Source organism: Couchioplanes caeruleus (assembly GCF_023499255.1).
Taxonomy (GTDB): Bacteria; Actinomycetota; Actinomycetes; order Mycobacteriales; family Micromonosporaceae; genus Actinoplanes; species Actinoplanes caeruleus_A.
In genome coordinates this window covers 3,919,513-3,938,960 of the sequence record NZ_CP092183.1, presented here as the reverse complement: position 1 = coordinate 3,938,960, position 19,448 = coordinate 3,919,513, and the positions used below count along the sequence as shown (strand labels likewise).

At 74.4% G+C, this 19,448-nt stretch carries 20 protein-coding genes; 11 read left to right on the top strand and 9 right to left on the bottom strand.

Annotation, left to right across the window (positions count from 1 at the left end):
* The first annotated feature begins 57 nt into the window (after positions 1–57).
* Genes COUCH_RS18155 through COUCH_RS18140 form a run of 4 tightly spaced genes read left to right on the top strand, consistent with a single transcriptional unit; the run spans position 58 to position 4,543 of the window.
* Positions 58–318, top strand: coding sequence for a hypothetical protein (locus COUCH_RS18155; RefSeq protein ID WP_249613280.1), 261 nt, complete (start codon positions 58–60; stop codon positions 316–318).
* A 4-nt stretch (positions 319–322) separates the two neighbouring features.
* Positions 323–1,201: a hypothetical protein gene (locus tag COUCH_RS18150; RefSeq protein ID WP_249613279.1), complete on the top strand. Its 879-nt coding sequence runs from the start codon at positions 323–325 to the stop codon at positions 1,199–1,201.
* A complete protein-coding gene (locus tag COUCH_RS18145; RefSeq protein ID WP_249613278.1) occupies positions 1,194–3,839 on the top strand; it encodes an FtsK/SpoIIIE domain-containing protein in 2,646 nt (881 codons plus the stop codon). The genes COUCH_RS18150 and COUCH_RS18145 overlap by 8 nt, the downstream gene beginning before the upstream one ends.
* Entirely contained in the window at positions 3,836–4,543 is a 708-nt protein-coding gene (locus COUCH_RS18140; protein ID WP_249613277.1) for a hypothetical protein, read from the top strand. The genes COUCH_RS18145 and COUCH_RS18140 overlap by 4 nt, the downstream gene beginning before the upstream one ends.
* Positions 4,544–4,554: 11 nt before the next feature.
* Here the strand turns inward: COUCH_RS18140 and COUCH_RS18135 are convergent, their stop codons facing one another.
* Entirely contained in the window at positions 4,555–5,802 is a 1,248-nt protein-coding gene (locus COUCH_RS18135) for a cupin domain-containing protein (protein ID WP_249613276.1), read from the bottom strand.
* Between the two features lie 11 nt (positions 5,803–5,813).
* Complete coding sequence (locus COUCH_RS18130; protein ID WP_249613275.1) at positions 5,814–6,137, bottom strand: BatC protein; 324 nt, start codon at positions 6,135–6,137, stop codon at positions 5,814–5,816.
* A gap of 85 nt (positions 6,138–6,222) precedes the next feature.
* Between COUCH_RS18130 and COUCH_RS18125 the strand changes: the two genes are divergently transcribed.
* Genes COUCH_RS18125 through COUCH_RS18115 form a run of 3 tightly spaced genes read left to right on the top strand, consistent with a single transcriptional unit; the run spans position 6,223 to position 8,485 of the window.
* The gene (locus tag COUCH_RS18125; protein ID WP_249613741.1) at positions 6,223–6,975 is read left to right on the top strand and encodes a DUF72 domain-containing protein; all 753 of its coding nucleotides are present in this window, start codon (positions 6,223–6,225) and stop codon (positions 6,973–6,975) included.
* 11 nt (positions 6,976–6,986) lie between these two features.
* Positions 6,987–7,769: an aminotransferase class IV gene (locus tag COUCH_RS18120; RefSeq protein ID WP_249613274.1), complete on the top strand. Its 783-nt coding sequence runs from the start codon at positions 6,987–6,989 to the stop codon at positions 7,767–7,769.
* Entirely contained in the window at positions 7,754–8,485 is a 732-nt protein-coding gene (locus tag COUCH_RS18115) for a hypothetical protein (RefSeq protein WP_249613273.1), read from the top strand. The genes COUCH_RS18120 and COUCH_RS18115 overlap by 16 nt, the downstream gene beginning before the upstream one ends.
* Here the strand turns inward: COUCH_RS18115 and COUCH_RS18110 are convergent.
* From COUCH_RS18110 to COUCH_RS18090, 5 genes are all read right to left on the bottom strand, one after another.
* Entirely contained in the window at positions 8,482–9,357 is an 876-nt protein-coding gene (locus COUCH_RS18110) for a DUF72 domain-containing protein (protein ID WP_249613272.1), read from the bottom strand. The genes COUCH_RS18115 and COUCH_RS18110 overlap by 4 nt on opposite strands.
* Before the next feature lie 68 nt (positions 9,358–9,425).
* Positions 9,426–9,848: a TraR/DksA family transcriptional regulator gene (locus COUCH_RS18105; protein ID WP_249613271.1), complete on the bottom strand. Its 423-nt coding sequence runs from the start codon at positions 9,846–9,848 to the stop codon at positions 9,426–9,428.
* Positions 9,849–10,069: 221 nt separating this feature from the next.
* Positions 10,070–10,720: a uridine kinase gene (locus tag COUCH_RS18100; protein ID WP_249613270.1), complete on the bottom strand. Its 651-nt coding sequence runs from the start codon at positions 10,718–10,720 to the stop codon at positions 10,070–10,072.
* Between the two features lie 162 nt (positions 10,721–10,882).
* Positions 10,883–11,350: a winged helix-turn-helix domain-containing protein gene (locus tag COUCH_RS18095; protein WP_346016006.1), complete on the bottom strand. Its 468-nt coding sequence runs from the start codon at positions 11,348–11,350 to the stop codon at positions 10,883–10,885.
* A gap of 363 nt (positions 11,351–11,713) precedes the next feature.
* Entirely contained in the window at positions 11,714–12,085 is a 372-nt protein-coding gene (locus COUCH_RS18090) for a cupin domain-containing protein (RefSeq protein ID WP_249613268.1), read from the bottom strand.
* 52 nt (positions 12,086–12,137) lie between these two features.
* Here COUCH_RS18090 and COUCH_RS18085 point away from each other — a divergent pair, with 52 nt between their 5' ends.
* Positions 12,138–12,530, top strand: coding sequence for an ankyrin repeat domain-containing protein (locus tag COUCH_RS18085; RefSeq protein ID WP_249613267.1), 393 nt, complete (start codon positions 12,138–12,140; stop codon positions 12,528–12,530).
* Positions 12,531–12,549: 19 nt separating this feature from the next.
* Positions 12,550–13,452: a DUF3500 domain-containing protein gene (locus tag COUCH_RS18080; RefSeq protein ID WP_249613740.1), complete on the top strand. Its 903-nt coding sequence runs from the start codon at positions 12,550–12,552 to the stop codon at positions 13,450–13,452.
* Between the two features lie 30 nt (positions 13,453–13,482).
* On the opposite strand, the gene secA2 is transcribed toward COUCH_RS18080, so the two are convergent.
* Both secA2 and COUCH_RS18070 read right to left on the bottom strand, forming a co-directional pair.
* The gene (gene secA2, locus COUCH_RS18075) at positions 13,483–15,774 is read right to left on the bottom strand and encodes an accessory Sec system translocase SecA2 (protein WP_249613266.1); all 2,292 of its coding nucleotides are present in this window, start codon (positions 15,772–15,774) and stop codon (positions 13,483–13,485) included.
* A 53-nt stretch (positions 15,775–15,827) separates the two neighbouring features.
* Positions 15,828–17,573, bottom strand: coding sequence for an ABC transporter ATP-binding protein (locus COUCH_RS18070; protein WP_249613265.1), 1,746 nt, complete (start codon positions 17,571–17,573; stop codon positions 15,828–15,830).
* 261 nt (positions 17,574–17,834) lie between these two features.
* Here COUCH_RS18070 and COUCH_RS18065 point away from each other — a divergent pair, with 261 nt between their 5' ends.
* Both COUCH_RS18065 and COUCH_RS18060 read left to right on the top strand, forming a co-directional pair.
* Complete coding sequence (locus COUCH_RS18065) at positions 17,835–18,572, top strand: ATP-binding protein (RefSeq protein WP_249613264.1); 738 nt, start codon at positions 17,835–17,837, stop codon at positions 18,570–18,572.
* A 139-nt stretch (positions 18,573–18,711) separates the two neighbouring features.
* Positions 18,712–19,443 carry an ATP-binding protein gene (locus tag COUCH_RS18060; RefSeq protein WP_249613263.1) on the top strand — a complete coding sequence of 244 codons (732 nt, stop codon included), beginning with the start codon at positions 18,712–18,714 and terminating at the stop codon, positions 19,441–19,443.
* Positions 19,444–19,448 lie beyond the last annotated feature (5 nt).

Sequence of the window (19,448 nt, the reverse complement as noted above, 5' to 3'; positions counted from 1 at the left end):
CGGGGACGACTATCCTGGGCGGCGTACAGGGTGCCGATGAGCCGGGAGGCTGCACGAGTGGCCAGCGTCGCCGAGGTCAGAGCGGCCGTGGACGCCGCGCTCCAACAGGTCACCGAGGGCCAGGCGGCCATCCAGGCGGCCCGCGAGAAGCTCGGCGAGGCGCAGCAGAGCCTGGCCGCCGCGCTGGACGGATCCGCCAACGAGGCGGTGGGCGCCGCGCACGCCTCCCTGTCGCAGGCCGACCAGCAGCTCGAGGAGTGCCTCGGCGCGACCCTGGTGGCGGTCGAGCAGGCGCAGACCTACACCGCGACGCTCTGACGCGATGTCGCTGCTGCAGGAACTCGGCGCCCAGCTCCGCGCCACCTCCGAGGAGCTGCCCACCGGTCTCGTGACGGTGGCGATGGAACGGCTGCGCAGCGCCACCGAGCTGCTCAACTGGGTACGCCAGACCTCGGTCGACCCGATGGGCGTACCGCAGCTCGGCAACGCGACCGAGCACGCCGAGCACGCCGCGGCCGCCCTGCGCCTGGCCCAGGACGCGATCGAGGCGTACCTCGCGGCGCTGGGCCTGGCCGGGCAGACCGGCGCTCCCCCGGACGCCGACTACAAGGCCGGGCTGCAGCCGAAGGAGCCGCAGGCCGTGCGCGACGACCAGCGGCCGTCCTCACCGGAGAAGCTGGGCCCGTGGTGGCAGGAGCGGGTGGCCGAGCTCACCGGCGAGGCGCCGCCCCCGCCGAAGGACGGCGCCGCCTCCGCGGGGCCCGCCGACACCGCCGAGCTGCTGCGCCGGGTCGCCGCCGGGGTCCGCTCCGGCGACCGCGCCCGGCTCGGCCGCGACCTGCACGGGGTCAACGCCGCCACCGGCCTCGGCCTGTCCGCGGCCAGCTCGCCGGTGCTGCGCAAGCTCGCGGGCGACCTGCTCGGTCACGAACCGCGGCCCGAGGATCTCCCCCGGCTGCAGAACGCGGCGGGCGGCCGGGTGCGTTCGCTGCTGCCCGGCACCCCACCGGCCCTGCTGGACACGATGCTGGCCCGGATCTGCCGCGCGCCGGCCAAGGAGGAGCAGCCCGCCCACCCCGCCGACTCGGCGGTCACCGCGGGCGTCCTGACCGGCGTCCTGCTCGCCCGGCTCGGCCGCGACCCGGCCACGCTGGACCCGAGGGCGCCGGAACCCGTACGGCCCAGTGGCGCCGATGCCTGAGTCGACCGCCCAGCAGGTCGTCGAGGTCCGCGCCGCGCTGTCGCACGCGCTGGGCGCCGCCACCGGCGCGCTCGAAGCCGCGCAGGCCGAGCACGAGGCGGCCCTGACCCGGCGGTCCCGGATCGTGGCGGCCGCCCGGGAACGGCGCCGCCGGCTCGCCCACGAACGCGACAAGCGCCTGCAGCAGATCGACGAGCAGCACGAACGCGACCTGGCGGAGCTGGCCGGGGCGGCCGCCGAGACCGCCCGCCTCGCCGCCCCGGGCGCCGCCGGGGCTCCCTGGTCGCGGTGGCGGGCCACCCCGGCGGACTCCTCCGCGCCCGCGCCCGACCTGCGGGTGGGCGAGCTGCTGCTGCCGTACGACGGTGAGGTGCCCGCGCTGGTGCCGTTGCTCGACCGGGGGCATGTGGTGGTCCGCGGCGACGACGCGACCGGCGACGACGTGGTGGCGGGGCTGTTGCTGCGCGCCGTCGGCAGCGTCGAGCCCGGCCGGATCACGCTGACCGGGTACGACCCCGAGCAGCTGGGCGGCGGGCTGGCCGGTTTCGCCCCGCTCGCGCCCGCCGGGGTGCTGCAGTTCGTCGGGCCGGGCGGCCTGGGCGCGCTGCTCGACGAGCTCGTCGACCACGTCCGGCGGATCAACGAGACCGTGCTGGCCGGCGAGCACTCGTCCCTGCGGGAGCTGGCGGCCGCCACCGGGCGCCGGCCGGAGCCGTGGCGCGTCGCGATCCTGCTCGGCGCCGGACGCCCGGACGAGCTGTCGCGGCACGAGCGCAGCCAGCTCGACCGGCTGCTGCGGACCGGCGCCGCGTGCGGGGTGCACCTGATCGTGCGGGACCTGCCGGTGGACGGCGCCACGGGCGTGGAGGTCGTCGAAGCGGTTCCGGGTGACGACGCCCGGCTGAGCGGGTGCGGTGCTCTGCCCGTACGCCTGGATCCGGGCCCGCCGCCCGCGGTGGTGACGCGCACCTGCCGGCAGATCGCCGACGCCGTGGCCGCGGGCCCGGCCCCCGTGGCGCTCGACAGCCTGCTGCCCGAGCACGAGTGGCAGCAGAGCTCGGCGCGGGCGCTGACCGCCCCGCTCGGCGACAGCCCGCAGGGCGCCCCGGTGCACGTGACCCTGTCGGACTACCCGCCGCACGCGCTGATCGCCGGCCCGTCCGGCACCGGCAAGACGAACCTGATCTACGCCTGGATGGGCGCACTGGCCGCCCGCTACTCCCCCGCCGAGCTGGCGTTCTACCTGCTCGACTTCAAGGAGGGCGTGTCGTTCGCCCGGTTCGCGCCGGGCCGCCGCGACCCCAGCTGGCTGCCGCACGTGCGGCTGGTCGGCCTGAACGTCAACACCGACCGCGAGTTCGGCCTTGCGCTGCTGCGCTTCCTCGGCGCCGAGCTGCGCAGCCGGGCCGACGCGGCGAAGCGGCACGAGGTGACCAACCTGGCCGAGCTGCGCGCCGAGGACCCGGAGGGCTCCTGGCCCCGGATCGTGGCGGTGGTCGACGAGTTCCAGGTGCTGCTCGCCGGGCGCGACGCGGTCGCCGCCGAGGCCGTCGACCTGCTGGAGGACCTGGCCCGCCGGGGCCGCTCGCAGGGCATCCACCTGGTGCTGGCCAGCCAGGACGTGTCCGGCATCGAGGCGCTGTGGGGACGCCCGGCGCTGGTGGCTCAGTTCTCGCTGCGGATCGCGCTGCCCCGGGCCCGCCGGGTGCTGGCCGAGACCAACACGGCCGCCGACGTGCTGCCCCGCTACCACGCCGTGGTCAACGCCGACTCCGGTGCGCTCGAGGCCAACCGGGTGGTCCGCGTGCCCGACGCCGGCAACCGGGAGCGGTGGAGCGCTCTGCAGCACCGGCTGTGGCGGCGGCGCCCGCCCGAGCTCCCGCCGCCGCGGCTCTTCGACGGCGACGCGATCCCGCGCCTCGACGACAGCCCCGACTTCCGCGACATCGCCGCCGCCGGCCCGGTGGCCGCGCCGGTGGTGCTGCTCGGCGAGACGATCGACGTGGCGGCCCGGTCGGCGCGCACGGTGCTGCGCCGGGCGCCGGGCCGCAACCTCGCGATCATGGGTACGCGCGTGGACGAGGCCTGCGCGGTGCTGCACACCGTGGCCCGCTCGCTGGCCGCGCAGTTCGAGCCGGGCGCGGCCCAGTTCGCCGTGGCCTGCCTGGACACCGACGCGAGCACCGCGGTCGAGGCGCTCAAGGGCGTCCTGCCCCCGGAGACCGGCTACTACGACGCCGACACGGTGGAATTCCTGTTCGAGGACGCCGCCATCCGCGCCACCGAGGGCACCGCCGCCGACCGACCGCTCTTCCTCCTGCTGTACGCGGTCGACGCCGCGCCCGGGCGCAACCCCGAGCTGCTGCGCAAGATCCTGCGGCAGGGCCCCGAGCGGCGGGTGCACGTCGTCGGCTGGTGGCGCGGCGCGGCGCTGCTGCGCGACACCCTCGGCGGGCCCAGCTCGCGGACGGACGTGATCGGCGCGTGGGTCGCCCTGGACGTGCACGGCAGCGAGCTGTCGCCGTACTATCCGGGCCACGGATCGCCGGTCTGGTATCCGCGGCCGTGGCGGGCCCTGCACTTCGACCGCTCGGTGCACCGCGGCGCCGAGGTCATCATCCCCTATGGACCCTCATGACCATTCCCGACGCCGACGGCACGCTCGAACGCCGTACCCCCGACTACCGCAGTGTGCTGCGCAAGCTGACCAACCTGGACGACGAGGCGGCCGCGCACCGCGCCGAGGCGCACACCTGGCACGACACCCGCGCCCGCGAGGCCGACGAGGCGGTCCGCGCGGCCGACCAGCGCATCCGCGAGGCGCAGGCGGCGGTCCGCGCGGCGCAGAAGCACCGCGACGAGGTCGACGCGCAGGTCGCCGGGCTGTGGGCGGAGTTCGCGCACAGGGTGGGCCGGATCGCCGACCGGTTCGGGCAGGCACCCCAGCCGACCGTCCCCCGCCAGCGGGACCGGGACGCGGACGACTATCTGCAGGAGGCGGCGGCCACCGCCGCGTGGACCCCGCCGGCCAAACCGCTGAAGGGCGCCACTTTGCTGTACGCGGGCCTCGGCGCGCTCGGCGGGGCGCTGGGTCTGGCCGCGTGGTCGCTGCTGCGCTGGGCGGGCCGCGAGGGCGGCGGCGACCTGGCGGTGGGCCTGCCCGTGGTGGCGTTGATCGTGGCCCTGCTCGGCCCCATCCTCGCGGTCATCACGGCCAAGCGGGTGGCGGACCGCAGCGGCAACCCCCTGGATGCCTCCGCGGTCGCCACCGTGCTGATCGCCGCGCTGATCACCGCCGGACTGATCCTGGCCGCCGTCCGCAGCAACGCGCCCGGCGGCTGAGCCGGGCGGGCTCAGGCGGGGACGAGCACCGCCTCGCGCAGCAGGCGGCGGGCCAGCACCAGCCGGTCCGCGTCGTCGTCGAGGCCGGGCAGGTCGCCGACCCGGTGCACGCCGCCGTCGAGGGCGGTACGCACGGCCCGCTCACAGTACGCGGGGAAGCGCAGCGTCCGGCCCAGGAGCTGCAGCACCACGTGCTCGGGGCCGTCCGCGCGCAGGCTCCAGCGCAGCTCGTGGCGTACGGCCACGCGGTCGTCGGCGGACAGCCGTTCGGCGAAGGACAGCTGGGCCAGCGGGCGTACCGGCTCGGGGCGCTGCGACGGCCAGGCCCGGGCCCGCAACCGCTCGGCCACCTCGGCCGGGTCGGCGGTGAGCAGCCAGTCGCGCAGGGCGGCCACCGTCCCGGTCAGCTCCGCGGCGACCTGGTCCGGGTCCGCCACGTCCATGCCGTACGGCAGCGTCGCGCGCAGGCGCTGGTCCTGGGCGGCGAGGTGGAGCAGCTCCTCGACCAGGGCGTACCGGGTCAGGGCCCGTACGCCGAAGGTCAGGTGCAGCGACCGCTCCCCCTGCGCCTCGGCCGAGTGCAGCCAGCCGCGCGGCAGGTAGAGGGCGTCGCCGGGGCTGAGGACCACATCGAGCGTGGCCGGCCCGTCGGCGACGGCGCCCACCTCGTCGGCCCGGCCGCCCCAGGTCTGGCGCTCGAGCGGCTCGGGCAGCACCGGCTCGTGCACCCGCCAGCGCTTGGTGCCGTCGACCTGCAGCACGAACACGTCGTGGGTGTCGTAGTGGGTGGCGAAACCCTTGTTGCCGGCCGGGGTCAGGTACGCGTTGACCTGCAACGGCTGGCGCAGCTCCGCGCCGAGCCGGCGGGCGTACCCGATCAGCGGCGGCCAGATGCGGTGCAGGCCCTGCAGCACGAGCGTGGCGCCCTCGGCGTACAGGCGCATGACCTTGTCGTCGACGACCTGGTCGCCGATCTCCGCGCCGGCGCCGCCGGAGCCGGTGAAGGCGGAGGCGGGCAGCACGGTGCCCCGGTTGGCGACGCGCAGGAACGGCGTGCGCAGGCCGCGCTCGCTGAGCAGCTCGTCGACCGCGTCCGGGGAGAGCAGGTCCAGGAAGCCGTCCGGACCGGCGAGCTCGTCGGCGCGGGTCAGCAGCGGCTGGCGTCCCCAGTACGCCTCGGCGAACTTCGCCGGGTCGACGGCGACGGCCCGGGACAGAGCCGGGCGGCGGTCGCTGCCGCCCGGCGTCGGGTGCGTCATCGCCGTGAGCCTCAGGAGGCGCTGCCGTCGGCGCCGCCGTCGTGGCCGCCCGGGTTGGCGCCGCCGTCCGCGGGGCCCTCGCCCGAGGCGCTGCCGTCGGCACCGCCGTCGTGACCGTTCGGGTCCGCGCCGCCGTCGGCCATGCCCTCGCCCGAGGCGCTGCCGTCCGCACCGCCGTCGTGACCGCCCGGGTTCGCGCCGCCGTCCGCGGGGCCCTCGCCGCCCGCGCCGCCGTCCGCGCCGCCGTCGTGGCCGCCCGGGTTCGCGCCGCCGTCGGCCACGCCCTCGCCGGAAACGCCGCTGCCGCCGGTGATGTCGTCGTCGTTGAGTCGCATGGTGGTTCCCCTTCGTCGGTGGAAGGTTCCCCCGGTACCCGGTTTCGATCACCCCTAATCTGGCAACCCTGGCGGTGTGCTGGTGATGGGCACCTCAGGATGGCAGTACCGGGACTGGCGACCGCCGAAGGGCGGCGACGACTCCCGGCCGTACCTGTATCCCGAAGGGCTGCCGCAGCGGCTCTGGCTGGAGCATTTCGCCGGGGCGTTCGCCACCGTCGAGATCAACAACGCCTTCTACCGGCTGCCGGAGCGCGACACGTTCGCCCAGTGGCGCGAACGCACCCCGGACGACTTCTGCTTCGCGGTGAAGATGAGCCGCTACCTCACCCACATCAAGCGGCTGAGGGAGCCCGAGGAGCCGGTGGCCCGCTTCCTGGGCCGGGCCGAGGCCCTGGGCGACAAGCTGGGCCCGGTCCTGATCCAGCTGCCGCCGACGCTGCGGGCCGACGCCGCGGTGCTCGACCGGACGCTGTCGCTGTTCCCGCGTACGGTCAAGGTGGCGGTCGAACCGCGGCACGACAGCTGGTGGACCGATGAGGTACGCGACGTGCTCAAGCGGCACAACGCGGCGCTGTCCTGGGCGGACCGCAAGGGCCGGCCGGTGACCCCGCTGTGGCTCACCGCCGACTTCGCCTACCTGCGCCTGCACGAGGGACGGGCGAAGCCCTGGCCGCACTACGGGCGCGCGGCGCTGGCCACCTGGCTGGACCGCGTCCCGGACGTGCCGACGTACGTCTACTTCAACAACGACCCCGGCGGCGCGGCCGTGACCGACGCCATCGCGATGGCCGCGCAGGCCCGCCGCCGGAACATGCGGGTGACGCGGACCCCGTAGGCTCACACCCGATGGACGTGGAGCTGAACGGGCGGGTGCCCGGCGTCGCCGAGCTGCACCGGCTGATCGCGAGCAACTACGGGCACTACACCTCGCTGCAGGTACGCGACGGGCGGGTCCGCGGGCTCGCGCTGCACCTGGCCCGGCTCGCCGACGGTGCGGAGGAGTTGTTCGGGCACCGCGTCGGCGTCGAGGAGGAGCACCGGCTGCTCGGGCTGATCCGGCACGCGCTGGGCCGCACCCGGGACGCGTCCGTACGGGTGACCCTCGTGCCCGGGCCGGGCGGCGGGGAGGGCCCGCCGGACGTGCTGGTGAGCGTTTCCGGTCCCGCGCCCGAGCCGGCGGGACCCCCGCTGCGGGTGCAGACGGTGACCTACGAGCGCGACCTGCCCGAGCACAAGCACCGTGGCACGTTCATGCTCGACTACCACGTCCGCGAGGCGCGCCTGGCCGGCTTCGACGACCGCCTCTTCGTCGGCCGCGACGGCAGGGTCCGCGAGGGCAGCTCGTGGAACCTCGCGCTGTGGGACGGCGAGCAGGTCGTCTGGCCGGTCGCGCCGGTCATGCGCGGCATCACGATGGTGCTGCTGCAGATCGCCATGACGATGAACGGCACGCCGTGGACGCTGCGCCCGGTCGACGGCGCGGACCTGGCGTCCTTCGCGGGCGCCGCCACGCTGAACTCGGCCGGGATCCGGGCGATCGGCAGCATCGACGAGCTGCCGCTGGCCGACGCGCCGCTGACCAAGGTGCTCGCCGAGACCTGGGCGGAGGTGCCGTGGGACGAGCTGTAGCCGTACGCCCGTGCGTGATCGGCGCGGCCGCCCTGAGCGCTGCCGCGACGGCGTTCCTCGTCATCGGCGCCCGGGTCGTCCAGCGGCAGGCCGACGCGCACGGCATCGTGGTCGGCGCCTACGCCCCGGACCGCACCGGCCTCTGCGAGCACCACGTCAGCTGCCTGCCCGCCGGCACCGCGACGACCGTGGCGCAGGGCCTGGCGCTCGTCGCCGCCTTCGTCCCGGTGCTGGTCGGACTGGTCCTCGGCGTGCCGCTGACGGCCCGTCGCACCGTCCTCGCCCGTACGCTGGCCGCCGGTGCCGTGTGCACGGCGGTCGTGGCCGTCACGTTCCGCCTGGTGGCGGCCCGGTACGCGCTGGTCGTCGACGGTCCCGGCCATGGTCTGCTGCGCGAGCTGCACAAGAACAGCGTCACCTTCATGGTGATGCAGACGGTCTTCGTCATCGCGCTGGCCCACCTCCTGCGCCGGGCCGGGAGCCGGGCCCTGCCCACCCTGGCGGTGTCCGTCGTGGCCTGGCCCGCGGCGATCGTCGTCGCGCAGGTCGGCGGCCTGCTGCTGGGGATGCTGGCCTACCTGCTGACGTCGTGGTCCGACGGGCTGTCGGCGATGCTCGGGACGCAGACCGAGGACGAGACCGCGGCCTTCGCGACCCTCGCCCTCGCCGGGTGCACCGCCGTCACCGTGATCACCGGCCGGCGCACGACCCGCTAGTCGTCCTCGTCGAGGAGGCCGATCAACGTCGTGGCGTTGCGCTGGGCGTAATCGGAGTAGCAGTTGTTCATGAACACCTGGGTCCGTCCGGTCTCCGCCGCGAGCGTGCGCAGCTTGGGCGCCCACTCCCGCAGCTCCTTGCCGGAGTAGTCGTAGCCGAACTTCTCGTGGATGTCCTTGCTGGTCCACTTGTCGCTGTGGCCGTGGAAGCGGACCACGGCCAGGTCGGCGGTGGCGGCCACGATCGGCGGCACCGAGGACCTGTGGCCCTGCGGCATGTCCACGCAGACCAGCGGGAGCTCGTGCTTGCGCAGGAAGTCGAGCGTCTCCTCGGCGTTGTCGCCGTCGAACCAGGACGCGTTGCGGAACTCGAAGACCGGTCGCAGCGGCTTGCAGCGGGCCGCGACCTCGCGCAGGTAGTCCTTGTTCGACCGGCGGATGCCCCACCACGGCGGGAACTGGAACAGCAGCGCTCCGAGCTTGCCGGCGTCGACGAGCGGGTCCAGCGCCGCCAGGAACCGGGTCCAGATCTCCTCGTACGTCTGCGGCGGCAGGTCCTGCGGGTAGACGTTCTTCTTGTCGGTCTCCGGCCGCAGGTCCTTGTAGATCGCCGAGACCTTGGTGGGGTGGCCGGTCAGCATGCTGAAGGCCTTGATGTTGAACGTGAAGCCGTCCGGGGTCCGCTGCGCCCACAGCTTGGTGGTCTGCTCGGCGGGCGGCCCGTAATACGTCGAGTCGACCTCGACCACCGGGAACTGCTTCGCGTAGTAGGCGAGGCGCTTCTCCGCGGTGTCGGCGGACGCCGGGTACCACCCCGACTCGAGCAGCGTCTTGTCGGTCCACGAGGCCGTGCCGACCTGGATCTCACCCATGAGCTCAAGCTAGCGCCGATACGAGCGGTCCGCCGCCTTGCGGGCGGCGGACCGGATCGGCGTCGTGGTCAGCCCGCGCGACGCTCGCGGTTGGCCTTGCAGTGCACGCACGTGGTGGCCGACGGGAACACCTCGAGCCGCTCCACCGGGATCGGGTTGTGGCAGCTCTCGCAGTTGCCGTACGTGCCCTCGTCGAGGCGCTGCATGGCGACCTCCGCCTGCGTGCGCCGGTCGAGCAGGGTCCGCAGCAGCGACGTCGCCGCGTCGCGTTCGGCGGTCTTGGATCCGCTGTCCGCCTGGTCGTCACCGGCGGCGTCGCCGATCTCGACCAGCCTCAGCCGCTGGTTCTCGGCCACGGCTTCCTCGTACTCGGCGTTGAGATCGTCGAACCGGGCCTTCAGCAGCTCCCGGATCTGCGAGACCTCCTGTGGCGAGCGCCCCTTGGCGGTGTCGGCACCTTTACCCGTGATGACCGCGCTGTTGACGAGCATGTGCTCCCCCTGCCCTTCCCTCTGCCCCTGCCGGTGGATTCCCCCGCGCCGGCCCGTGGTGTCACCACCGTCGGGGTCGGCTGATACCCACCGCCGAAGATCCGAAACGGGATCCCCGCCAAAAAAGTAACCGCAGCATAACTGTCAGTGGTCTGCTCCGCTACGGACTGCGCCAATATGCTGACGCGTCGCAGCTCACCGGCGGGTTGAGGCGGATTCACTCATCGGTCTTCACTGCGTTCACGGGGGTCGAGCACCACCGCGGGCCGCCTCGGGTCGTCCAGGCGGACAACCACGTCGGCGAATGCGGCCGGGCCCACCTCGTCGCCGTAGCGGGCGTACGCGGGCAGCGTCCACAGCTCGGCGGGCTCCGTGCGGCGCCGCAGCGCCCCGGCCGACAGGTCGAGGTGGACGGTCACGTCGAACGGCAGGCCGGCGCCGAGCAGCAGCGGGCCGCTGACGATCACCACGGCGGTCGGGGGCAGCTCGGTGTACGGCTCGCGGGCGGCCCGGTCGATGCGCGCGTCCCAGAGGCGGGTGACGATCCGCCCGGTGCCGCCCGGGCCGGCCGGGTCGAGCACCTCGCGGCGCAACCCGGCCTCGTCCAGCCAGCCGGTGTAGAACGACTCCGGGTTCGTACGGCCGAACTCCAGGCGTACGGAGGCCGGGCGCAGGAAGTCGGCGGTGTCGATGCGGACCGCCGGCCGGCTGCGCACCCGCAGCGGGTCGACGAGCGCGTCCGCGAGGACCCCGGGAGCGGCGGCGCCCGGCCCGTCGATCGCCACCCGGAGCCGCTGCCCCGGGGCTTCGGCGGCGAGCCGGTCGGCCAGCTCCTCGACCAGGACCTCGGTCGAGACGGGACGCACGCGCACCCGGCGAGTCTAGGCCCCGCATCGGCGCCGCCCCGGCCCGCAGGCCGCCCGCCGCGGCCCCGCGCGGGCCGGATGCTCGTTTGCGCGGCGCCGGGACGATCGCCGGGCGGGCCGGATGCCGGCTTGCGCGGCCGGGGTGATCGCCCGCGGGGACCGGGCGGGTTACTCGTGCGGGAGGACGATGATGCGGGCCTCGTCGGAGAGGCGGTAGCCGACGCCGTACACGGTCGTGATCAGCGGCAGGTGCGAGCCCATCTTGACCCGTAGCCGGCGGACGTGGACGTCGACCGTGCGCTCGCCGGTGTGCTCGTAGCCCCAGACCGCGTTGAGCAGCTGGGTGCGGCTGAACACCCGGCGCGGGTGGTCGGCGAGGAACAGCAGCAGGTCGAACTCGAGCCGGGTGAGCGGCAGGAGCTTGCCGTCCAGCATCACCTGGCGCGAGGCGGTCAGCAGGCGCACCTCCACGCCGCCCTCGGCGGGCTCGGCCGCAGGCATCAGGGCCGGCTCGGCCTCCGGCTGCTCCACGGCGACCGAGCCCTGACCGGCCTCGACGAGCTCCCGGACCGCCTCGATCAGGCGGTGCGCCTGCGGCGGCAGCGTGTCGCCGGTGAGGGGGATGTTCAGGGTCACGGTGAGGGCCGCCGGCGGCGCGGCCGCCGGCGCCGGACGCCGGATGGCGGCCACCCGGCCCGACCCCGTCGCCTGTCGTCCCGTACGCCCCGGCAGGGCGGTGACCGGCATGAAGCCTCCCGCGTCAAAGAATGGAAACACCGCACAGTACAACGGCGATCGAATTAATGCATGCTTAAACCGCGGTCGATATTTCCGGGATGGCGGCCGATGGGTCAAGGCGGCAACCACACTGTGGGATACTCGTTCCATAACCGCTGGATGCATCGTGTTTTTACGCACAGGGAATGCGATTACCGTACCCGGCGGTTAACGGCGGGCGTCCGTTTCTTGCAGATGTGAATAAACGATGGTTCGCCGAGGTTACGGCGGGGGCAGCCGCCAGCCGGGCACCGAGGGCCAGCGTACGGTGAGCACCACCGTCTCCTCGTCCCCGGCCTGCCAGGAATGGTCTTGACCGGGTCCCCAGACCACGTAGTCGCCCGGCTCGCTCAACACCACAGTCCGATCCCGCAACTCGATGTGGAAGGCGCCACGGATCAGCACGAGCAACGCCGTACGGATCTCGTGGGTCGCCCACGCCGCCCGGCGCTCGCCCGGCGCGTGCACCCCCCACTTCACCTCCACCGCGTCGCTGTGCAGCAGCTCGTCCTTCGGCATGAAATGGCCGAGCAGCCAGCCCTGGTTCCGTGCGCCGTCCTCGCCGGCGCGGCCGACGTAGACGCCGTCGGTCACCCGCTCACCCCCTCGCAAATGCGGGCGACATTAGCACCCGTACGCTGGCGGTATGGCGGAGGAATTGGATGCCGAAACGATCGCGTTCGCGCACCGGATGTTCGACCTGGCGCGCTCCGGCGAGGCCGAGCAGCTCGCCGGACAGCTCAGCCACGGGCTGCCCGCCGACCTCACCAACGACAAGGGCGACACGCTGCTGATCCTGGCGGCGTACCACAACCATCCGGAGACCGTCGCGACGCTGCTGCAGCACGGCGCCGACCCGGCCCGGGTGAACGACCGCGGGCAGACCGCCCTGGCCGCCGCGGTGTTCCGGCGCAACGCCGAGACCGTGCGGATGCTGCTCGGCGCGGGCGCGGACCCCGACGGCGGCAAGCCCAGCGCGCGGGAGACCGCCGAGTTCTTCGACCTGCCGGAGATGACCGCCCTGCTGAACGGCGAGTGACGTGAGCCTCGCAGGCGACATGGCCGGCGCCGCCCGCGAGCTGCTGGCCGCCCACCCGCAGGCCGGCGTCGGGTTCGACGACCGGCACCGCCGCTGGATCGAGTACCGGCCCGAGCCGCGCCCGGGCGTGTCGCTCGCCGACCTGGCGCCCGGCCCGCGCAAGGCCGCGCACCGGCTGCTCGCCACCGGGCTCAGTCCCGCGGCGTTCGCCCAGGCGATGGCCGTGATCGCGCTGGAGGAGGTGCTGGACCGCCGCGAGGGCGGGCGGCGCGGCCGGCACAGCGAGGACTACCGGGTGATCGTCTTCGGGGTGCCGGGCGACGACCGGTGGGCGTGGCGTTTCGAGGGTCACCACCTGTCGGTGAGCATGACCGTCGCGGACGGGCGTGTCTCCCCCGCCCCGGTGTTCCTCGGTGCCAACCCCGCCCGCGTCGACGCGCTGGGCCGGCCGGTGCTGCGGCCGCTGGGCGTCGAGGAGGACCTCGGGCGTGAGCTGCTGCTCTCGCTGTCGCCGCAGGCACGCCGTGTTGCGGTTGTCGGGGACGTGGCGCCGTACGACATCCGCACGGCGACCCACCCCCGCAGCGCTCCCATCGCACCCGCGGGCATCGCCCGCGCGGACCTGCGGCCCGGCGAGCGCGCGCTGCTCGACCAGCTCGTGGCGCTCTACCTGGGCCGGCTTCCCGACGAGCTGGCGGCGGCGCTGGACCCGGCGGGCGGGGCGGTGCACTTCGCGTGGGAGGGCGCGGCGCAGCCCGGCACGCGGCACTACTACCGCGTCCAGGCCGACGATCTGGTCATCGAGTTCGACAACACGACGGACGACGGCAACCACGCGCACACGGTGCTGCGGCGGCCGCATGGCGAGTTCGGCGGGGACATCCTGGCCGAGCACCACGCGGGGCCGTCACACCGCGGCTGAGCGGCACCGGGCCGCCCAGCCGCGGACGACTCAGCTGCCGCCCGAGGTGAGGCGGCGGCCGACGGACGCGATGAGGCGGTCCAGTTCGGAGCCGAACGGGTTGTCGTGCACCAGGTAGGTCCACGTGGCGCTCGGACGCACGATCTCCGCGCGGTCCGGCTGCCAGCCGTCGGAGAGGTCGACCTCCTCGAACGTCTCGATGGTGCGGCGCTCGATCTCGGTGAACACCTTCTGGAAGGCCGGCACGGCGAAGCGGTGGAACTCGTCGAGCGGGTCCAGCTTGCCCAGTGCCCGCAGGTGCACGCCCTCGCGGACCTCCGAGAGCTCGGCCAGGTGCTCGGCCCAGAGCCGGTCGAGGTGGTAGAGCGCGATCGAGCGGGCCGCGTCGGAGAGCACGTCCTCGTCGATCGACTTCGCCTTCTCCGGCGACCTCTCCAGCAGCATGATCGCCGCGACCTCGCTGGTCAGAAGCCGCTCGCGCCGCTCGGCGAGAGCGAGGCGCTGCTCCTCGATCACCACGCTGTAGCGCCAGGTGTTGCGGTGGATCTCGTGGTTGACGCCCTCGGCGACGCGCTGGGCGTGCTCGACCGCGTACTCGACCTGGTCGTCGTGCACGACGCCGTCCATGTCCATCCGCGGCGACGACGGCAGGATGTCGCCGGCGTGCCGGGTGACCAGGTCGTCCTCGAGGCTGACGAAGAACACCGAGCCGCCGGGGTCGCCCTGCCGGCCGGCGCGGCCGCGCAGCTGGTCGTCGACGCGGCGGCTGTCGTGCCGGCCGCTGCCGATGACGTACAGGCCGCCCAGCTCGACGACGCGGTCGCGGTCCTTCTCGTCGCTGCCGCCGAGGCGGATGTCGACGCCGCGGCCGGCCATCTGGGTGGAGACGGTGACCGCGCCGAGCGCGCCCGCCTCCGCGATGATCGCGGCCTCCTCGTCGTCGTTCTTGGCGTTGAGCACCACCGAGGGCACGCCGGCCGCGGCCAGCTGCTTGGCCAGCAGCTCGGACGCCTTCACGTCGAGGGTGCCGATCAGCACCGGCCGGCCCTTCTCGTGGGCGATCTTGATCTCCTCGACCAGCGCCTCGTCGCGCATGTCGTGCGCCGAGTAGATGCGGTCCGGCTCGTCCTCGCGGATGTTGGGCGTGTTCGACGGGATGACCGCCACCTCGAGCTTGAAGTACTCGCGCAGCTGCTCACCGACGTGCACGGCGGTCGCCGTCATGCCGCACACCGTCCTGTAGAGAGCGATGTACGCCTGCACGGTGATCGTGTCGAGCACCTCGCCCTCGGCGGTGGCGTGCAGGCCCTCCTTGGCCTCGACCGCCGCCTGGAGGCCGTCCGGCCAGCGCCGGCGCTGGGCGACCCGGCCGCGCATCTCGTCGATCAGCTCGACCGAGCCGTCGCGCACGATGTAGTCGACGTCGCGGCGCAGCAGGGCGCGGGCGTGCAGCGCGACGTTCACCGCCGAGAGCTGCGCGACGTGCTCGTCGGCGTACAGGTCGATGCCCATCTTCTCCTCGAGGGCCTGGAGGCCCGCGTCGGTGAAGGCGACGCTGCGGCCGTCGTCGGCGACCTCGTAGTGCTTGCCCGCGCGCAGGTCGCGGACCAGCTCGGCGGCCTCGTGCACCGGGTCGCTCTCGCTCGACGTGCTGCCCGCGAGGACCATCGGCACCCGCGCCTCGTCGATGAGGATCGAGTCGGCCTCGTCGACGATCGCGGTGGCCAGCTCGCGCTGCACCCGGTCCTCGACGTCGGTCACCAGCTGGTCGCGCAGGTAGTCGAAGCCGGCCTCGCTGACCGAGACGTACGTGACGTCGGCGGCGTACGCCTCGCGGCGCTCCTGCGGCGTGGACGCCTCGGTGACCCAGCCGACGCTCAGGCCGAGCAGCTGGTAGACCGGCTCCATCCACGTGGCGTCGCGACGGGCCAGGTAGTCGTTGACCGTCAGGACGTGCACCGGGCCGTTGCCGAGGCGCACGTGGCCGTACGCGGCGACCGTCGCGGTCAGCGTCTTGCCCTCACCGGTGGCCATCTCGGCGACCTTGCCGGACAGCAGCGCCATCGCGCCGAGCAGCTGCACGTCGTACGGCCGCTGCTCCAGCGCCCGCCGCGCGGCCTCCCGGCCGATGGCGCAGATCTCCTCGTAGGTGGCCGCCTCCCGGGCCGCGGCGGTCAGCGCCTCGTCGTCGAGCTCTTGGAGCGCGTCCTCACGGGCCTCGATGTCCGGCAACCTCTTCCGCAACGGCGCGAGGTCGACCGTGGTGCCCGGACGCTGCAGGAACTTGCGGAACCGGCTCTTCAGCCGCTGAGACACACCCATGGCGGGTTACGGTACTTCACTTTCCTGCGAGCGGGATGCCGACTCCCGTGCGTTCACGGATCCGGGACGAGCAATTGGTGCGTGGCCAGCTCCCGGTAGAGCGGGCTGCCGGCGAGGAGCTCGTCGTGCGTACCGGTGGCGGCGACCCGGCCCGCCTCGAGGACGACGATCAGGTCGCTGTCGACGACCGTGGAGAGCCGGTGCGCCACCACGATCAGCGTCCGCCGGGTCGCGGCGGCCGCGATGGCCTCGCGCAGCGCCGCCTCGTTGCGCGCGTCCAGGTTGCTGGTGGGCTCGTCAAGCAGCAGGATCGGCGACTCCGCGAGCAGGCTGCGCGCGATCGCGAGGCGCTGCCGCTCACCGCCGGAGAGCATCACGCCGCCCTCGCCCACCTGCACGTCCAGGCCGTCCGGCGTACGGGTGACGAGCGCCTCCAGGTTGACCTCGGCGAGCGCCCGCAGCAGCCGGGCCTCGCCGGCGTCCGGTGCGGTCAGCAGCAGGTTGTCGCGCAGCGTCCCGGCCAGCACCGGGGCCTCCTGCTCGACGTAGCCCAGCCGGCGGCGCAGCGCGTCGCGCGGCAGGTCCCGGACGTCGGTCCCGTCGACGAGGACGGCCCCGCCGCTCACCTCGTAGAACCGCTCGATCAGCGCCAGCAGCGTCGACTTGCCCGCGCCCGAGGGGCCGACCAGCGCGACCCGCGAGCCACGCCGAACGGAGAAGCTCACGCCCTGCAGGACCGGACTGCCCCCGGGGTACGCGAACGTGACGTCCCGGAACGTCACCGCGTCGGCGTCCGCACCCGCGGCGCCGGCGTCGGCGCCGGCCGGCGCGTCGGCAGCCGTCTCCGACGGCAGGCCCAGCACCTCCTCGATGCGCTGCAGGGCACCCAGGCCGGTCTGCAGCCGGGTGTACGCGTTCAGCGCCTGGCCCAGCGGCAGCACCAGGAAGAACAGGAACAGGATGATCGCCACCAGGTCGCCGACCGTGATGGCGCCCGCCGCGACCCGGGCCCCGCCGACGGCCAGTACCAGCAGGAAGGCGCCCTGCGTCGCCGCCGCCGCGACCGGGCCGATCACGGTCTCCAGGCGGGCCACGCGCATGCCGGCCGCGTACGCCTGCTCGGCGCTGCGGGTGACGGCGCGCGCCTCCCGCTCCTGCGCGCCGCTCGCCCGGATGGTCCGGACGGCCGAGATCGCGCGCTCCACCGCCGAGGTCATCTCGCCGAGCCGGGCCTGCGCCTGCTCGGACAGGCCCCGCACCCGCCGGGAGACGACGAGCGCCACGGCCAGCCCCACGGCGAGGCCCCCGGCGGCCACCGCCAGCAGCACCGGGTCGAGCAGCGCCATGGCGATCGTCGCGCCGGCGACCATGACGACGCCGGTGACCATCTCCAGCAACCCGGACGTGACCACGGCGCGCAGCAGCGTCGTGTCGGCGCCCACGCGCGACAGCAGGTCGCCGGTGCGGCGCCGGTCGTACTCGGCGATCGGCAGCAGCAGCAGGTGCCGGGCGAGCCGGCGCCGCGTGGTGAGCACCAGCCCCTCGGCCGTGCGCTGCAGCAGGTAGTCCCGGATCCCGCCGAGCGCGGCGCCGGTGAGCAGCAGGGAGACCAGCAGGGCCACCGTCCCGCCGGTCGGGCGGCCCGCCGCGACGGCGTCGAGAAGATCGCGGACCAGCACCGGCTGTGCGAGCGAGGCACCCGCCGCCACCAGGGACAACACGGCCACGACGCCGAGCGTCCCGCGGTGCCCGCGCAGGTACGGCAGCAGCGCGGCAGGACCGACCTTCCCGGCGACCATGCCTGAGCCTAACGGGCCCACTCCCCTGGCCCTTGCTCCACTGCGGCGCGGTCGGCCGCGCCGGCAGTGCCCACCGCGCCCGCGCGGCCGTTTCCGTCAGCCCGGTACGGCCGTTTCCGTCAGCCCGGTACGGCCGTTTCCGTCAGCCCGGTACGGCCGTTGCAGGAAGACACGGCCGCCGGGTTTGACCCGGTGCGCCGACGGGCACAGGGTGCGGACGACGTGACGGCCACGACGCGACGCGTGACCGGAGGGAGGCGGATGTCGAGCCAGCTGGTCTGCCGACCCGAGCAGGAACTGCCGGTCGCGATCCTGCGGGTCAGCGGGGTGCTCGACACCGTCACGGGCGACGCGCTGGAGCAGGCGGTCGCCCGGTGCCTGTCCGCGCAGCCCGAGGCCCTCCTGGTGGACGTGGCCGGCCTGGACGTCGCCGACCCGGTCGCGCTGGACGTGCTGAGCGCGGTGGTCTGCCGTACGGCCGAGTGGCCCGCGGCGCCGGTCATCCTCTGTGGTGCGGGGCCCGGCACCACCCGCGCGCTCGCCCAGTGGCCCGGATGCGACACCGTCAGCCTCGCCGACGACTGTGACCAGGCTCTCGCCGGGCTGCACGAGACGCCGGGCACGCAGCGGATCCGCGTACGGCTGCGGCCCGTCCCCGACGCCTGCCGCCAGGTGCGCCAGCTCGTCGCCCAGACCTGCGCAGCCTGGCACCACAAGGAACTCGCCGCCACGGTCGGCCTGATCGCCACCGAGCTGGTGGCCAACGTGGTGCGGCACGCACACACCACGATGGAGCTCACCCTGGGGCTGCGCGACGGGCGGGTCTGGCTGGCCGTACGCGACGGCAGCCGGCTCCTGCCGCGGCCGAAGGAACCCGGGGTCTCCGAGGCCGGCGGGCGCGGGCTGCAACTCGTCCGGGAGCTCACCGACGCCTGGGGCGTGCTGCCGGTGCCCGACGGCAAGGTGGTGTGGACCAGGATGACGGCGGCGACGGCGTGAGGCACGTCGCCTGCCCTGTGCGTGACGGCAGCAACGCTCCGGCCTCCCCGGGTGCGATCATCGGCGGGGAAGCGAACGACGTCTGACGTTTCGTCCGCGACCCGCCGGGTACCCCGCGGCGTCGGGAGCAGAGGAGACGATGGTGGGCTTCGAGGCGCTGGTACAGGCGGACGAGGGCCGGATGCTCGTCGGGCTCTCCGGGAGGCTCGGCCTGCCCGACTCCGCGACCCTGCGGACCCGGCTCATGGAATGCCTCGCGGAACAGCCCGACGCGCTGCTCGTCGACGTGGCCGCCCTGACCGTCAGCGAGCCGCTGGCGCTGGCGGCGTTCTCCGCGGTCGCCCGGCAGGCCGCGCGCTGGCCCGGGATCCCGGTCATGCTGTGCGCGCCGCGGCCCGAGGTGAGGCACTCGCTGGGGCTCGCGGCGTACAAGCGGCTGCCCGTGTACGCCACCGTGCAGGCCGCCCGCGCCGAGCTCGGCGACGACCCCCGTGCCCGGCCCGTGATCACCGAGGAGCTGCTGCCCGTCACGGGCGCCGCCCGGCAGGCCCGCAACGTGGCGACCGACGCGTGCGTGCGCTGGGACCTTCCGGGCCTCGTGGCCCCGGCCAGCCTGATCGCCAGCGAGCTGGCCAGCAACGTCGTCGACCACGCCCACACGATGATGACCCTGCGGCTGGCGCTGCACCGGCGCCGCCTGCACATCACCGTCCGTGACGGCTCGGCCGCCGCGCCCCAGCTGCGGTCCATCGCCCCCGCCGCCACCGCGGGCGGGCGCGGGCTGATGCTGGTGGACGCGACGGCGGACGCGTGGGGCTGGCTGCCGTGCGACGGCGGCAAGGTGGTCTGGACGTCCCTGCGCGTCGGCTGAGCGCG

What these genes read in the sequence shown, in the direction of transcription:
- COUCH_RS18080 (WP_249613740.1), top strand. Translation starts at nt 12,550, where the DNA reads ATGGCCGGCGCCGCCCGCGAGCTGCTGGCCGCCCACCCGCAGGCCGGC.
- secA2 (WP_249613266.1), bottom strand. Translation starts at nt 15,774, where the DNA reads ATGGGTGTGTCTCAGCGGCTGAAGAGCCGGTTCCGCAAGTTCCTGCAG.
- COUCH_RS18130 (WP_249613275.1), bottom strand. Translation starts at nt 6,137, where the DNA reads ATGCGACTCAACGACGACGACATCACCGGCGGCAGCGGCGTTTCCGGC.
- COUCH_RS18065 (WP_249613264.1), top strand. Translation starts at nt 17,835, where the DNA reads ATGTCGAGCCAGCTGGTCTGCCGACCCGAGCAGGAACTGCCGGTCGCG.
- COUCH_RS18085 (WP_249613267.1), top strand. Translation starts at nt 12,138, where the DNA reads ATGGCGGAGGAATTGGATGCCGAAACGATCGCGTTCGCGCACCGGATG.
- COUCH_RS18125 (WP_249613741.1), top strand. Translation starts at nt 6,223, where the DNA reads ATGGGCACCTCAGGATGGCAGTACCGGGACTGGCGACCGCCGAAGGGC.
- COUCH_RS18140 (WP_249613277.1), top strand. Translation starts at nt 3,836, where the DNA reads ATGACCATTCCCGACGCCGACGGCACGCTCGAACGCCGTACCCCCGAC.
- COUCH_RS18120 (WP_249613274.1), top strand. Translation starts at nt 6,987, where the DNA reads ATGGACGTGGAGCTGAACGGGCGGGTGCCCGGCGTCGCCGAGCTGCAC.
- COUCH_RS18110 (WP_249613272.1), bottom strand. Translation starts at nt 9,357, where the DNA reads ATGGGTGAGATCCAGGTCGGCACGGCCTCGTGGACCGACAAGACGCTG.
- COUCH_RS18150 (WP_249613279.1), top strand. Translation starts at nt 323, where the DNA reads ATGTCGCTGCTGCAGGAACTCGGCGCCCAGCTCCGCGCCACCTCCGAG.
- COUCH_RS18105 (WP_249613271.1), bottom strand. Translation starts at nt 9,848, where the DNA reads ATGCTCGTCAACAGCGCGGTCATCACGGGTAAAGGTGCCGACACCGCC.
- COUCH_RS18145 (WP_249613278.1), top strand. Translation starts at nt 1,194, where the DNA reads ATGCCTGAGTCGACCGCCCAGCAGGTCGTCGAGGTCCGCGCCGCGCTG.
- COUCH_RS18060 (WP_249613263.1), top strand. Translation starts at nt 18,712, where the DNA reads ATGGTGGGCTTCGAGGCGCTGGTACAGGCGGACGAGGGCCGGATGCTC.
- COUCH_RS18070 (WP_249613265.1), bottom strand. Translation starts at nt 17,573, where the DNA reads ATGGTCGCCGGGAAGGTCGGTCCTGCCGCGCTGCTGCCGTACCTGCGC.
- COUCH_RS18135 (WP_249613276.1), bottom strand. Translation starts at nt 5,802, where the DNA reads ATGACGCACCCGACGCCGGGCGGCAGCGACCGCCGCCCGGCTCTGTCC.